The 14,811-nt window shown below is 58.4% G+C and carries 13 protein-coding genes and 1 pseudogene; 4 read left to right on the forward strand and 10 right to left on the reverse strand.

The window, feature by feature from the left end; genetic code table 11:
• The 4 genes from GHN86_RS20505 to GHN86_RS20520 form a co-directional block, all read right to left on the reverse strand.
• A partial coding sequence (locus tag GHN86_RS20505; protein ID WP_194286560.1) for a glycine zipper 2TM domain-containing protein occupies positions 1 to 265 on the reverse strand: 265 nt, incomplete at its 3' end.
• 242 nt (positions 266 to 507) lie between these two features.
• Positions 508 to 2,856, reverse strand: a complete 2,349-nt coding sequence (locus GHN86_RS20510; protein ID WP_323369235.1) for an FdhF/YdeP family oxidoreductase — start codon at positions 2,854 to 2,856, stop codon at positions 508 to 510.
• On the reverse strand, positions 2,853 to 3,692 hold the full coding sequence (fdhD, locus tag GHN86_RS20515; protein WP_153378180.1) for a formate dehydrogenase accessory sulfurtransferase FdhD: 840 nt from the start codon (positions 3,690 to 3,692) through the stop codon (positions 2,853 to 2,855). The genes GHN86_RS20510 and fdhD overlap by 4 nt, the downstream gene beginning before the upstream one ends.
• A 94-nt stretch (positions 3,693 to 3,786) precedes the next feature.
• Positions 3,787 to 4,674: a LysR family transcriptional regulator gene (locus tag GHN86_RS20520; protein ID WP_153378179.1), complete on the reverse strand. Its 888-nt coding sequence runs from the start codon at positions 4,672 to 4,674 to the stop codon at positions 3,787 to 3,789.
• A gap of 115 nt (positions 4,675 to 4,789) precedes the next feature.
• Here GHN86_RS20520 and lysM point away from each other — a divergent pair, with 115 nt between their 5' ends.
• On the forward strand, positions 4,790 to 5,230 hold the full coding sequence (gene lysM, locus GHN86_RS20525) for a peptidoglycan-binding protein LysM (RefSeq protein ID WP_153378178.1): 441 nt from the start codon (positions 4,790 to 4,792) through the stop codon (positions 5,228 to 5,230).
• 153 nt (positions 5,231 to 5,383) lie between these two features.
• On the opposite strand, the gene yrfG is transcribed toward lysM, so the two are convergent.
• Positions 5,384 to 6,046, reverse strand: a complete 663-nt coding sequence (gene yrfG, locus GHN86_RS20530) for a GMP/IMP nucleotidase (protein WP_153387219.1) — start codon at positions 6,044 to 6,046, stop codon at positions 5,384 to 5,386.
• An 88-nt stretch (positions 6,047 to 6,134) separates the two neighbouring features.
• Here yrfG and nudE point away from each other — a divergent pair, with 88 nt between their 5' ends.
• Entirely contained in the window at positions 6,135 to 6,701 is a 567-nt protein-coding gene (nudE, locus tag GHN86_RS20535) for an ADP compounds hydrolase NudE (RefSeq protein ID WP_153378176.1), read from the forward strand.
• A complete protein-coding gene (gene cysQ, locus GHN86_RS20540; RefSeq protein WP_323369234.1) occupies positions 6,698 to 7,540 on the forward strand; it encodes a 3'(2'),5'-bisphosphate nucleotidase CysQ in 843 nt (280 codons plus the stop codon). The genes nudE and cysQ overlap by 4 nt, the downstream gene beginning before the upstream one ends.
• Positions 7,541 to 7,644: 104 nt before the next feature.
• Here the strand turns inward: cysQ and GHN86_RS20545 are convergent, their stop codons facing one another.
• From GHN86_RS20545 to rfbB, 5 genes and pseudogenes are all read right to left on the reverse strand, one after another.
• Positions 7,645 to 8,100 (reverse strand): thioesterase domain-containing protein, encoded by a 456-nt coding sequence (locus tag GHN86_RS20545; protein WP_153378175.1) that lies wholly within the window; start codon positions 8,098 to 8,100, stop codon positions 7,645 to 7,647.
• Between the two features lie 11 nt (positions 8,101 to 8,111).
• Positions 8,112 to 9,506, reverse strand: a pseudogene (locus GHN86_RS20550) (sigma-54-dependent transcriptional regulator).
• Entirely contained in the window at positions 9,503 to 11,317 is a 1,815-nt protein-coding gene (locus GHN86_RS20555; protein WP_153387221.1) for a sensor histidine kinase, read from the reverse strand. The pseudogene GHN86_RS20550 and the gene GHN86_RS20555 overlap by 4 nt, the downstream one beginning before the upstream one ends.
• Positions 11,318 to 11,379: 62 nt before the next feature.
• Positions 11,380 to 12,270: a dTDP-4-dehydrorhamnose reductase gene (rfbD, locus tag GHN86_RS20560; protein WP_153378172.1), complete on the reverse strand. Its 891-nt coding sequence runs from the start codon at positions 12,268 to 12,270 to the stop codon at positions 11,380 to 11,382.
• Entirely contained in the window at positions 12,267 to 13,349 is a 1,083-nt protein-coding gene (gene rfbB, locus GHN86_RS20565; protein ID WP_153378171.1) for a dTDP-glucose 4,6-dehydratase, read from the reverse strand. Before rfbB ends, rfbD begins: the two co-directional genes overlap by 4 nt.
• A gap of 313 nt (positions 13,350 to 13,662) precedes the next feature.
• On the opposite strand from rfbB, the gene aguA reads away from it, so the two are divergent.
• Positions 13,663 to 14,769, forward strand: coding sequence for an agmatine deiminase (gene aguA / locus GHN86_RS20570; protein WP_153378170.1), 1,107 nt, complete (start codon positions 13,663 to 13,665; stop codon positions 14,767 to 14,769).
• The last annotated feature ends 42 nt before the right edge of the window (positions 14,770 to 14,811 follow it).

Here is a 14,811-nt window from a genome sequence, read left to right on the forward strand (position 1 = left end):
CCAGAACGTTGCCGCCTGCGGCCCCGAGTGCGCCACCAATGGCGGCTTCGCCACGGCTGCGTTTGTCAGCGCCTACTGCGCTGCCGGCGGCGCCGCCGACGCCTGCACCAATGGCAGAGCCGGTCGAGCCGCCGAGCTGTTGTCCAACTACGGCGCCAAGAACCCCGCCTAATGCGCCGCCTACACCGGCTTCGGTGGTGCCACCGGCCGAGGCAATGCCACTGACCAGGCCAAGGGACAACAAGAGAATAGAGGTGAGCTTCATAGGTGAGTCTCAAATGGATGACGACGCGATCCTGAGGCCCAAAAGGGTTGGTTACAATCGAAATCCGACCAGTAACACGAGTTGTACACAATTACCTAACTTATTGTTTTTATTGGGGAACTTATCAGGTTTTGGACGGTCTGTTAGCTAGTTCGATGAGGCCGTTTTCGTGAGGAAACGGCCTTTTTTGTGGGTGCAGTTTGACCGTGAGGGGCGGCTGGGTCGCCCATCGAAGCCTGCGTTTAACCGGCTTTGGCCACAATCATGTTCGACGCTGTCGCGGGCTCCAGACAGATGGCCACGAACTTGGAGGTCGGGGTGTGGCTGCCATCCCCAGTGCTTTCAAGCGGCACCAACGGGTTGACCTCTGGGTAGTAAGCGGCCGCCTGTCCTGCCGGAATATCGAAGGCCAGCAATGTGAAGTTTTTAACCCGACGCTCACGCTCGTCATTCCAGATCGAAACGATGTCGACCTTCTGTCCCGGCTTGAAGCCCAGACGGATGATGTCGGCTTCGTTTACGAACAGCACGTCACGTTGTCCCTTGACGCCGCGATAGCGGTCATCGAGGCCATAAATGGTGGTGTTGTACTGATCGTGTGAGCGCATCGATTGCAAAATCAAATCGGGCAGACGGCCATTGGCGCGGGCGCGGGCATCGACCAGGTCACGGGGTAATTGATTGGCCCGGAAGTTGGCGCGCTTACTCGGCGTGTTCCACTGCCGTGCGCCTGCCGAGTTACCGAGGTAGAAACCGCCGGGGTGCTTAATGCGCTCGTTGAAATCTTTAAAGCCGGGAATGGTGTCAGCAATCAGGTCGCGAATGCGGCTGTAGTCGGCCACAACCCAGTTCCAGTCAATGGGGTGTGTGCCCAGCGTAGCGGCTGCAATGCCCGCAACGATGGCGGGCTCCGAGCGCATCTGGTTCGACAACGGCTGCAATTGCCCGTTGGAGGCATGCACCATGCTGAATGAGTCTTCGACCGTCACCGCTTGCGGGCCTTCGGCCTGAAGGTCGATATCGGTGCGGCCCAGGCACGGCAGAATCAAGGCTTCTTTGCCGTGCATCAAATGGCTGCGGTTGAGTTTGGTGCTGATCTGCACCGTCAGATCGCAATTGCGCAGCGCCTCAGCGGTACGTGGGCTGTCCGGCGTGGCTTGAGCAAAGTTGCCGCCCAGCGCGATAAACACTTTGGCGCGCCCTTCAAGCATGGCGTGAATGGCTTCAACCACATTGTGGCCGTTTTCACGCGGTACTTTGAACTGGAAGCGACGCTCCAGCGCATCAAGAAACGCTGCAGGCGGACGCTCGTTGATGCCCATGGTGCGGTCGCCCTGCACGTTACTGTGGCCGCGTACCGGGCACAGACCCGCGCCGGGGCGGCCGATATTGCCGCGCAGGAGCATCAGGTTGGCAATTTCCTGAATGGTTTGCACCGAATGCCGGTGTTGGGTGATACCCATCGCCCAGCACATGATCACGTTTTTGCCTTTGAGGTACATCCGGGCGGCACGCTCGATGTCGACCAGTGACAGGCCTGACTGTTCGATGATGTGATCCCACGGTGTGTCATCAAGGCTGGCGATGTAATCCAGAACACCGGCCGTGTGCTCATTCAAAAAGGCGTGATCAAACACTGCCGGCTCGCCGGCTGCTTGCGCGTCGCGCTCCCATTGCAGCAGAAACTTGGCCATGCCGCGCAGCAATGCCATGTCGCCACCCAGCGCCGGGCGCAGGTAAGCAGTGTTGGTGGGGCGGTCGCCGTTGGTGAGCATTTCGAGGGGGTGTTGCGGGTGCTGAAAACGCTCCAGGCCGCGCTCTTTGAGCGGATTTACGCACACCACCTGAGCGCCGCGCTGAACGGCTTCGCGCAGGGGCTCCAGCATACGTGGATGGTTGGTGCCGGGATTTTGCCCCAGTACGAAAATCGCATCCGCGTGCTCAAAATCGTCAAAGGTCACGGTGCCTTTGCCCACGCCAATACTTTGCGCCAGTGCCACGCCGCTGGCCTCGTGGCACATGTTTGAACAGTCCGGAAAGTTGTTGCTGCCAAATGCCCGTACAAATAATTGGTACAGATAAGCCGCTTCGTTGCTGGCTCGCCCCGAGGTATAGAACTCGGCTTCGTCAGGGCTGGAGAGGTTCAACAAATGCCGGGCGATCAACGCGAATGCAGCTTCCCAACTGATGGGCACATAGCGGTCGCTGTCGGCGTCATAGCGCATTGGCTCAGTCAAGCGACCTTGATATTCCAGCCAGTAGTCGCTTTGCTCCAGCAATGCGCTGACGCTGTATTTGGCGAAGAACGCGGCATCCACCCGGCGTTTGGTCGCTTCCCAGTTCACCGCTTTGGCGCCGTTTTCGCAGAACTTCACCAGGCCGCTTTCAGGCGAATCACCCCATGCACAGCCGGGGCAGTCGAAACCGCCGTTCTGGTTGGTCTTGAGCATCATGCGCAGGTTTTTCAGCGCGTTATCACTGGTCAACCACGCTTGCGCCACACTGATCAGCGCGCCCCAGCCGCCTGCCGGGCCTTTGTAGGGCTTATAGCGTGGAGTCGGGGTTTTATCGGCTTGATGATGCGTGCTCACGGTTGATTCTCCTGCGCCGGGCTGTACACCCGAGGCGCGCTTTTTTGTGGCAGATGAATAAGGTTGAGGTTGTGCCGGCGGGCCCATTGCAACGCCAGCCCGGTGGGCGACGACAGGCTGATCAGGGTTTGAATGCCCGCACGCAGCACTTTTTGAATCAGCTCAAGGCTGCACCGGCTGGTGACAATGGCGGCACCGCCAGTCAGATCAATACGCTGGCGCACCAGTGCGCCGATCAATTTATCCAGGGCGTTATGTCGGCCAATGTCTTCGCGGCCCATCAACAGTTCGCCCTGTCCGTCCATAAACACGGCGGCATGTACGGCGCCGCAGTGTTGCCCCAAAGGCTGGAAGTCGCTGATGCGCTGGCGTAAGCCATCAAGCCACTGCGCGGGAGGCAATGCTGCGCCCGCCAGCACCTTGAGATCAGGCAGGGCCTGTTCAACCGCTTCAACCCCACACAGGCCACAACCGCTGGTGCCCGCTAATTGCCGACGTTGCTGTTTGAGGTTCCAGAAGGCACGGCTGGCGATTTCGACCTGCGCATATTGAGCCGAACCGTTGCCGGTCAGTTTGAGGTCGTAGATTTCGCTGGCGTCATGAATGATGCCGCTGCCCAAACTGAAACCGACGATAAAGTCTTCAAGGTCGGTGGGCGTGACCAGCATCACGGCTTGGCTTATGCCGTTATAGGCAATTGCCAGAGCCACTTCTTCGGCCAAGGCGGTTTCGCCACCGCTGTTGTGGTCCATCGAGGTGTAGTGATAGGTCTGGCTGGCAGCGGGCGCGGCCGACATTGAGGCGGGCGCCGCGCACACCGGGCGCTTGGCGTTCATAAGGCAATACCGACATTTGGGTCAGTACTAAGCCTAGGCGCGACACAAGGTCGCGTCTAATCGCTAGCATTGATCTAGCGATAGATGGCGTCGATCAGTTGGGGCTGAGTGATTTTTGGTAGAGCGCAAAGCAGGCTTCTGCAAGGGCAGAGCGGGGTGCTTCCCGGCGCATGATCAAGCCCAGTTGAGCCACCGTTTTAGCCTCTGCAATGGGGTGCAGCCGCAAGTCATCGGTCAGTGCTTCAAGGCCGCCCTCCAGCGGCATTACCGCACAGCAGAGCCCGCCGTGAACGGCTTGAAGCAATTGATGGACGGCATCGGTTTCGATCAAGGGCTTGGGCGTCAGGCCTCGACTGTGGAAGTTATGATCAATGGACTGACGAAAATGCATGCCACCGCTGAGCAAGCCCAGTGGCAATTCAATCAGCGCTTCCCAGCTCAAGGGCTGCTCACCAAAGCTGAAATGCCGTTGGTCGTAAAGCAGTCCCATGCGGGTTTCACCCAGTGCCAGAAAATCAAAGCGTTCGTGATCAAGACGGTCGAGGTAAGACACGCCCACGTCCAGCCCGTTGCTGGCGAGTTGCTCCAGTATGTGTTCGGAGCTGAGCGCCGACAGCTCAAAGCGCAGCTCGGGATGCTCCTGATGCAGGCGATGCAATAAAGGCAGCGGATCAAAACTTGATAAAGGCACCACACCCATGCGCAGCGTACCGATCAGATGGCCACGACAGGCAGCGGCTTCGGCCTGCAGGCCGTCGTAGGCTGCCAGCACCGTCCTGGCCCAGGCGAGGATGCGTTCGCCGGGCGCGGTAAAGCTTTCGAAGCGCTGGCCGCGATTGACCAGTTGCAGATCGAGTTCCTGCTCAAGGCTGCGCAGGCGCATGGACAGCGTGGGTTGGGTGATGTGGCAACGCGCGGCGGCTTGACCGAAATGCCGGGTCTCGTCGAGGGCAATCAGAAATTTCAGCTGTTTAATGTCCATCGTCGCTCCACGGGTGATTCACCGCCCGATTCTAACGTGCCGACCCTGAAACGTACTCTGCCAATGATGGTCTACGCTTATGTATCTGGATATCTCAACCCTAGGAGCGTGATTCATGAGTATTTTTAGCTTTATCAAAGAAGCTGGTGAAAAAGTGATCGATTTGCTGACACCGGGCAACGCCCATGCGAGCGATCAACTGAAAGAGCACGTGGCAAAAGTAGGGTTGGGCAATCCCAATATCACCACTGAGGTGGATGGCGACAAAGTGACGGTCAAAGGTGAGGTCGCCACTCAGGAGGAGAAAGAAAAAATCCTGCTGGCACTCGGCAATATTTCCGGTGTGGCGACGGTGGATGATCAGATCACCGTCACCGGACCAGCAGTTACCGCGGCACGCTTTGTGGTGGTTAAAGCTGGAGACACGCTGAGCGCGATCGCCAAAGTTGAGTACGGGGATGGTTCTAAGTACATGAAAATCTTCGAAGCCAATAAGCCCATGCTTTCTGACCCGAACAAAATCTACCCGGGCCAGACCCTACGTATTCCTGAGTAAACCTCTGTATTTGTAGCAGCTGCCGAAGGCTGCGTCCGATTGCGAAGCGATCGTAAACCTTGAATGCGCGGTTCTACCGACGGATCGCACATTAATGTTTTACGACGGCTCCGCCCTCGGACGCAGCCTGCGGCAGCTGCTACGTGGATTGGTTCACAAGCCTTCCAGCAACTCCCGATAATCTCCCAGCGCAGCAAATTCCTCGGTGTCTTTCGGGCCCTTGTTGCTGTCTGGCTGCTTGACCGCCAGCAAGTGAGCCACACCATACGCACGGGCACTGCGCAGGATCGGCAGGGTGTCGTCGATAAACAGGCTGCGGGCTGGATCAAAACCGATATCGGCCTGCAGGGCATCCCAAAATGCCGGGCTTTCCTTGGGGAAACCGTAATCGTGCGAACTGATCAGGCGTTCGAAGTAAGGCGCCAGCTCAATGCGCTCCAATTTCAATGAAAGCGAATCGCGGTGCGCATTGGTGATCATGATCACGCGTTTGCCGGCGCGTTTGATGGCGCCAAGAAACGTGTCGGCATCGGGGCGCAACGCAATCAGGTGCGCTGTTTCGAGCTTGAGTTCGCGAACCGGGATTTTCAGTTCGGTGCTCCAGAAATCCAGGCAATACCACTTCAGCAGACCGGCATTGCGCTCAAACAGCGGTGTCAGCTCCAGATCGGCCATCGCCCGGCTGATGCCATGCAGGTCGGCATAGCGCTGGGGCAAATGTTCCATCCAGAAATGATTGTCGTAGTGCAGGTCGAGCAACGTGCCGTCCATATCGAGCAATACGGTATCAATGTCGCCCCAAGGTAAGGCTGTCATGTAAAACTTCTCCCGCAATTGAAAAACATCCGACACAGACAATCGGAAAAGCCGGGGTATAGTAACCCGTTCATATTGAGGAGCCGCTATGCGCCAAAAACCCACCGTACTTGCCCGCGAAATTGTTGCCAGTAGCCGATTGTTTCGGGTCGAAGAAGTGCAATTGCGCTTTTCCAATGGCGTTGAACGCACGTATGAGCGGTTGGTGGGGCGCGGCAACGGTTATGGCGCGGTCATGATTGTGGCGATGGTCGACGCCGAACACGCGATTCTGGTTGAAGAGTATTGCGGCGGTACCGACGAGTACGAAATTTCCTTGCCTAAAGGCCTGATTGAGCCGGGCGAAGACGTGCTGGCCGCTGCCGAACGTGAACTGAAAGAAGAGGCGGGCTACGGCGCGCGTCAGCTGGAGCATTTGACTGAACTGTCGCTGTCTCCCGGTTACATGAGTCAAAAAATTCAGGTGGTGTTGGCCACTGACCTCTACGAGGAGCGGCTGGAGGGCGACGAGCCCGAGCCGATGCGCGTTGATCGAGTCAACCTGCGTGAGCTGTCAAATCTGGTACTCAATCCGCAATTCAGCGAAGGCCGTGCATTGGCAGCGTTGTATCTGGCGCGAGATGTGCTGACCCAGCGCGGGGAGTTTCAACCGTGAGTGAGTGGCCGCACCCGTTGCTGGAAGGCGTCATCAAACTGGCCCATGCCGCAGGGGACGCCATTCTGCCGTTCTGGCGTGCGGATGTTGCGGTGACCGCCAAAGCGGATGATTCACCCGTCACTGCGGCTGATGTGGCGGCACACCATGTGTTGCTGGACGGTTTGACGGCCTTGGACCCGAGCATTCCGGTGTTGTCTGAGGAGGACGCCAATATCGCGCAGAGCATTCGTGCAGGCTGGACGCGCTGGTGGTTGGTTGACCCCCTGGACGGCACCAAGGAATTTATCGCGGGCAGTGAAGAATTCACCGTGAATGTTGCGCTGATCGAGCATGGGCGCGTCGTGTTTGGTGTGGTGTCCATGCCGACCAGCGGTCGTTGCTACTACGGTGGTGCGGGCTTGGGGGCTTGGCGTGCCGATGGCGATGTCATTGTGCCTATTAGCGTGCGTCACTCGCCGCCTGCGGGTGAGGCGTTGACGGTGGTGGCCAGCCGTCGGCATTCCAGTCCTGCGCAAGAGCGATTGTTGGCTGGATTGAGTGAACAGTTGGGCGAGTTGACGTTGGTCAGTGTGGGCAGCTCGTTGAAGTTTTGTTTATTGGCTGAAGGAGCAGCCGATTGTTATCCGCGTCTGGCACCGACTTCGCAGTGGGACACGGCGGCGGCGCAAGGGGTGTTGGAAGGTGCGGGCGGGGTTGTGCTGCAACTCGATGGAGAGCCGTTCAGTTACCCGGCGCGCGAATCGTTGCTCAACGAGAGCTTTTTGGCGTTGCCGGCGCAGGCGCCGTGGCGCAAGGCTTTGCTGGATTTGGCGAAGATCAAGAGCCCCTCACCCTAACCCTCTCCCGGAGGGAGAGGGGACTAAAAGCAAAAGCAGTTTTGCGCAACGCCTCCGATCAAGTTCCCTCTCCCTCTGGGAGAGGGCTAGGGTGAGGGTAGCGCTTAACGATGCAACACATACTGCCCGCTAAACCGTACTGCATCCTCACCACCGTGGGCATTGATCACCCGCGTCTCCAGCGTCAATCGCGCTCGGCCATGGCGCTTGTACATGGCTAAAAATTTATTCCACGCCGCTTCATCGGGCGCATCACACAGCACAATCGCGTCCTCGGTCACGGGCAGCGGGTAAGTAATGTGCCCTTCCTGAATCACGATGTGCCCGTCTTCAATCCCTGCCTCAAGCAAACTCAAATGCAACCAGCCCCATCCCGCAAGCACCGCACCGCAATACAAGCTGCCACCAAACATGGTGCTTTTATGGTTGATATTGGCCGGTAACGGCAAGTGCAGGCGTAGTTGGTGCGCCTGCCAACTCAACACCTTGAGCCCCATGTCTTGAGTGAGTGGAATGTCGTGGTGGAGCACTGACTCCAGATAACCACTGTCGCGAATCATGCCAGGGCCTCTCAATCGAACTCATCAGGGTTGGAATGGCTGCCGCTTTCGAAGTGCAGGCCATGTTTGCGCAGTTTGTCGTGCAAGGTTTTACGCGGCACGCCCAAAGCTTCAGCCAGGCTTCGCAGGGAGCTGTGGGAGCGCTCAAGCTCGGCAGCGATCAAACTTTTTTCATAGTGTTCAACCTGATCACTCAGGCCGCCGCCCACCTCATCGCCAACCGTGAGTTTGCCCTCGTGGGCGCCATCATCGAGCGCCAACTCCAGGCCAAGTGCAAAGCGCTCTGCAACGTTTTGAAGTTCACGCACATTGCCCGGCCAGTTGTGGCGCAGCAACAGTGCGCGTTGCGCCGGTTGCAGCACGTTGGGCGTCAAGCCATGGCGCACGCTGGCCTCGTCGGCAAAATACTGGAACAGCATCAGCACGTCTTCACCGCGCTCACGCAGGGGAGCAATGCGCAGCGGTGCAACATTGAGACGGTAATACAAGTCGGCGCGGAACCGCCCTTGGTCGGCCGCCTGACGCAGGTCTTCCTTGGTGGCCGCAATCACGCGAATATCCAGCGCAATCAGCTGATTGCCACCCAAACGCTCAACCACCCGCTATTGCAGCATGCGCAGCAGTTTGACCTGAACATCCAGGCTCATGCTTTCTATTTCATCGAGGAACAAGGTGCCGCCATTGGCAAACTCGAATTTGCCGATACGACGCTTTTGCGCGCCGGTGAACGCGCCCGGCTCATGGCCGAACAGTTCGCTTTCAACCACCGACTCGGCCAGCGCACCCGCGTTGATCGCTACAAAAGGTCCATTGCGCCTGCTCGACAGGTCATGCAACGCTCTGGCGACCACTTCCTTGCCTGAACCGGTTTCGCCCAAAATCAGCACGTCGGCTTTGGTCGCTGCCAGCGCCCCAATTTGTTCACGCAGGCGCAGCATGGCCGGTGAAAGTCCCACCAGTCGGGTGCTCAGTGACTGGCGATCACTCAAGGCCAAGCGCAGGCTGCGGTTGTCCAGCACCAGCGCCCGCAGGGCCAGTGCGCGGCGAACGCTGTCGAGCAACGCGTCGCTGGCAAAGGGCTTTTCCAGAAAATCGTAGGCGCCCGAACGCATGGCTTGTACCGCCAGCGGCACATCGCCGTGGCCGGTGATCAGCAGCACCGGCAGGTCCGGGTCTTGAGCATGCAGCTGGGCCAGAAGCTCAAGGCCGTCCATACCCGGCATACGAATATCGCTGACCACTACGCCCGGCCAATCACGGCCCACACGGTCGGCAAGGCCAGCGGCTTGCGCCAGAGGCAAGACCTTGAGCCCGGCGAGGTCCAATGTTTGATGCAGGGCCTGACGCAGATGCGGGTCATCGTCGATCAGGATGACCTGTACGTGCGGATCAATGGGTTGGCTCATGATCTGGAGTCCTCACTGGCTTGCAAACTCACGCCCGGCGCTCCAGCGCGCAGACGCAAGGTAATTAAGGCACCGCCTTCCTTGTGGTTGGCGAACAGGAGTTCACCCCCAAATGCACGGATCAGCGTGTCGCAAATGGCCAGTCCCAACCCCAAACCCTGCGTTCGGGTTTTGGTGGTGTAGAACGGCTCACCGGCGCGACCCAAGGCTTCCATGCAAAACCCCGGGCCGTTATCGCGAATGTACACGGTGACGCCCTGCTCGGTGGCTTGGGCACTCAACCACAAACGGCGCGGCGGGCCTTTTTCTGTCAGGGCATCCAGTGCATTGGCCAACAAATTGCCCAAGACTTGGCGCAGGCGAGTTTCACCCGCCTCGACCCACAGGGTGGCCGCAGGCAGGTCGCGAATCAGCTCCACCTCCATGCTGCGTCGTCGCTTGGCCAGCAAGGCCAGCGCATCGTCCAGCGCCGGTTGCAAAGCAACACTTTCGGGCGCATGTCGATCACGCCGGGCGAAGGCGCGCAGATGGGCAATGATCGATGACATGCGCCCGGTCAATTCGTTGATCAGTTTGAGGTTGCCGCGAGCGTCGTCCAGTCGCTGGTGGTCGAGCAATACTTCGGCGTTTTCAGCGTAACTGCGGATGGCCGCTAACGGTTGATTGAGTTCGTGGCTGATGCTGGCCGACATGGTGCCGAGCGCTGACAGCTTGCCCGACTGCACCAGATCGTCCTGGGCGCGCACAAGTTCCTGCTGCGTCTGTTCGCGCTCCAGCACCTCTTTGCGCAGCCGCTGGTTAAGCCCTTCGAGGTCGCTGGTGCGTTCGGCCACACGCATTTCCAGTTCGCGACGAGCCTTGCCCTCGAAAGCGATGCGGTCCAGATAATGCCGTCGGCGCTGCATCATCAAACCGATGAGCAATACGATCACCAACAAAGTGGCCGCGCCAATCGCCATCACAGTACGCACCGGACGGTCGATCAGTGTGCGTGGGGTAAGAATATTCACGCGCCAGCCGGTTTCGTCGATTTCCTGGGTTTGCACCAACCAGGCATTCCAGTCGAGCTTGAGTGGCTGCGGGTCGCGGGTCGGGTAGGGCAGGATGGCAAAAATATCCTGACGCTCTTGCGGGCTGAGTTCGCGGGTGGCTCGGAAACGCCACTCCGGGCGTGAAGTCAGGATCACAACGCCATTATTGTCTGTCGTCAGCAATTGCTCGGGTGTGTTGCCCCACAATTGTTCGGTGTGATCCAGGTCGACCTTGACCACCAGAACGCCGATGTTCTTGTCGTCGTCGAGTATCGGTGCGGCAAAGTAATAACCCCGCTTGCCCGAGGTTGTGCCCAGCCCGAAGAATCGCCCCAGCTTGCCTTGCATCGCTTCGCTGAAGTAGGGACGAAACGCGAAATTGCGCCCGATAAAGCTGTCGCTTTTATCCCAGTTGGAGGCGGCCAATGTATCGCCATGGGAGTCGATCAGGTACATGACCACGGCACCGGTCTGGGTGCTGATGTCTTTGAGCAACTCATTGGCCTTGGCCTGGACCTGCGGGTTTTCCGGGTCGGCGAGTACGGCGCGCAGATCAGGCAACTCACCGAGAATCTGCGGCAGCACCTCGTAACGATGCAGCGAACCCAACAGGTTAGCGACGTACAGGTCGAGGGTCTGGCGGTTTTGCCCGGCCAGCTCACTGCGGTAATAGCGCTCGGCCAAGTGCTGAAGGGGCCACAGCAGGGGAGCCAGGCACAGCGCCAGCAAGGCGAGGCTACGCCATCGGGGTCTGTGAGGAACTGAGGGAGTCGTGATCATTGATACATGCGCCGCAAGAGTACGGCGCAGTATACCCAGCCTTAATGCGAACTCATCACAGGTCAGCGTTGCTCGGCGACACACTCGCCCAGGGCAGCGTGCCAATCGGGCTGGGTTACACCCCATTCACGATCCAGTCGGCTGCAATCCAGACGCGAATTTTGAGGGCGGGCGGCCGGCGTCGGGTAAGCGCTGGCCGGGATCGGTTTGAGCGTTGCGCAGGGTTTGCCCGCAGCGATCAGCGGCTCGGCGATGGCTTGAGTAAAGCCGAACCATGAGGTCTCGCCTTGTGCCGTGAGGTGGTAAACCCCCCAGGCTCCGGCTTGACCTGATTGCCAGCGTTCAATCAGCGCGCGGGTGCTCCGGGCAATGGTTCCCGCCCAAGTCGGCGCGCCGATCTGGTCGGCCACCACGCCCAGTTCAGGCCGTTCTTGCAGCAAACGCTGCATGGTCAGCAAGAAGTTTTTGCCGTGGGCAGAGTACACCCAGCTGGTGCGCAAAATCAGATGCTGGGCGCCTGTGGCGGCAATGGCGCGCTCACCCGCGAGCTTGCTTTGGCCGTAAACACCCAATGGGTGAGGGGTATCGTCTTCGGTGTAAGGGGCGGGTTTAGTGCCATCGAACACATAGTCGGTGGAGTAGTGAATCAACGGAATGCCCAGTGCCGCCGCTTCTTCAGCGAAGACGCCGGGCGCCGTGGCGTTGATAGCAAAGGCCAGTTCAGGCTCGCTTTCAGCTTTGTCCACCGCGGTATGCGCCGCCGCGTTGATGATCAAGTCGGGTGTGTGGGCTCGAACCTGCTGGCGGATTTGCTCGGGCTGAGTCAGATCAAGCTCGTCGCGACCCAACACAATCAGTTCGCCAAGCCCTGCAAGCTGCTTTTGCAGCTCGAGGGCGACTTGACCGGTTTTGCCGCTGATGAGGATTTTCAGAGGCTTGGCGGCGTGGTTCATGCCAGCAGATCCTTGGGCTCGGTGAACCCCAGACGCTGGCCTTGATAGCTGCCATCTTGAACGTGCTGGCACCATTCAAGGTTGTCCAGGTACCACTGCACGGTTTTGCGCAGGCCGGTTTCGAATGTTTCTTCGGGCACCCAACCCAACTCGCGCTCGATCTTGCTGGCGTCGATGGCGTAGCGCTGGTCATGGCCCGGACGGTCTTTGACGAAGGTAATCAGGTCAGCAAACTGCGCGACGCCTTCAGGGCGAGCTGGCGCCAGTTCTTCGAGCAGCGTGCAAATGCCGCGAACCACATCAATGTTGGTTTGTTCGTTGTGGCCGCCAATGTTGTAAGTCTCGCCGACCACCCCTTCAGTCACCACTTTCAACAGCGCACGGGCGTGGTCTTCAACAAACAGCCAGTCACGTACTTGCAGGCCATTGCCATACACCGGCAGCGGTTTGCCCGCCAGGGCGTTGAGAATAACCAGCGGGATAAGTTTTTCCGGGAAGTGGAAAGGGCCGTAATTGTTCGAGCAGTTGGTCAGCAACACCGGCAAGCCGTACGTGCGGTTCCAGGCGCGTACCAGATGGTCGGAGGCGGCTTTGCTGGCCGAATACGGAGAGCTGGGGGCGTATGGGGTCGTTTCGGTGAACAGATCATCGACGCCGTGGAGATCGCCATACACTTCGTCAGTGGAAATATGGTGGAAGCGGAACGCGCTTTTGGCGGGTTCAGGCAGTGTCAGCCAATACGCACGAGTGGCTTCCAGCAGACTGTAGGTGCCCACAATGTTGGTCTGGATAAAATCCGACGGGCCATCGATAGAGCGATCAACGTGAGACTCGGCCGCAAGGTGCATGATGGCTTGGGGCTGGAAGCGCTCGATCACGGCACTGATAGCGTTCTGATCGACGATGTCAGCCTGGACGAACTCGTAGCGGGTGTCGTGGGCAATACTTTGCAGCGATTCAAGGTTACCGGCGTAGGTCAACTTATCGAGGTTGAGCACTTCGTGCGCAGTGTTCTGGATCAGATGACGAATCAGTGCTGAGCCAATAAAACCGGCGCCGCCGGTGACTAAAATACGCATGTGGATATTCCTTATTCCCTGGTGGACTGCAAACGTGAGGCGCATAGCTTGTGGGCAGGCCGGATGCGGCGCAAGCACAAGATGTCTGAATACCGGCGTCTTTAACTGCTCAAGCGTGACAGGTTTATTTGAAATGGATTTATATCGGTAATATTCAGGATATTTTCATGGTTCTAGTGTCTATTCCATTTTATTGCAGATATTTATCGACTATAAAGAGGCCTATAGTTGATGCAGGCCAGGCTTGCGTCCACATTTCAGAAATGTCGCCTGTGAATTTTCCCTTTGGCATCCTTCAGGAGCCCCGATTTCGATGACTACTTTGCACAGTTCACCCCGCGCTGACGGTTTTCACATGCCTGCAGAATGGGCACCGCAGACCCAAACCTGGATGATCTGGCCAGAGCGTCCGGACAACTGGCGTTTGGGCGGCAAACCTGCACAGGCTGCGCATGTGGCTGTCGCCAAGGCCATTGCGCGCTTTGAACCGGTGACTGTCGGTGTGTCGGCTGGCCAGTACGAAAATGCCAGGGCACAACTGGATATGCCGAATATTCGGGTGGTCGAGATGTCCAGCGATGATGCCTGGGTACGCGACAGCGGCCCAACCTTTGTGATCAACGACAAGGGTGAAGTGCGGGGTGTTAATTGGGACTTCAACGCATGGGGCGGCTTTGACGGCGGGTTGTATTTCCCGTGGAACCGCGACCAGCAAGTGGGCAGCAAGGTGCTGGAAATTGAACGGTGCCCGCGTTATTACACTGAGGGTTTTGTGCTCGAAGGCGGCTCCATCCACGTTGACGGTGAAGGCACGCTGATCACCACCGCTGAATGCTTGATGAACCGCAACCGTAACCCGCACTTGTCGCGCGAGGAAATTGAAGACGTTCTGCGCGCTAATCTGGCTGTGGATAAAATCATCTGGTTGCCGGACGGTCTGTTCAACGATGAAACCGACGGCCATGTGGATAACTTCTGCTGTTACGTAGCGCCGGGTGAGGTGTTGTTGGCCTGGACGGACGACGAACGCGATCCTAATTACGTGCGTTGCCACGCGGCGATGAACGTATTACTGACCAGTACCGATGCCAAAGGTCGGCCGTTTGTGGTGCACAAAATGCCGATTCCGGGTCCGATCCACGCGACTCAGGAAGAGTGCGATGGCGTTGATAAAGTGGCGGGCAGTCAGGATCGCAACCCGTCCGAGCGTTTGGCCGGTTCTTACGTGAATTTCCTGATCGTGAATGGCGGCATTATCGCCCCGAGTTTTAACGACCCGATGGATGCGCAAGCCAAAGTCATTTTGCAAAACCTCTTCCCGCAACATGAAGTGGTCATGGTGCCGGGCCGCGAGTTGCTGCTGGGCGGCGGAAACATCCACTGCCTGACTCAGCAACAACCCGCGCCGCACAAGGCATAATCGGCGACGCACCATGTGTAGTCGCTGACGAGGAACGAAGGC

It is taken from the genome of Pseudomonas helleri (genome assembly GCF_009600315.1).
In the GTDB taxonomy this organism is placed as follows: domain Bacteria; phylum Pseudomonadota; class Gammaproteobacteria; order Pseudomonadales; family Pseudomonadaceae; genus Aquipseudomonas; species Aquipseudomonas helleri_A.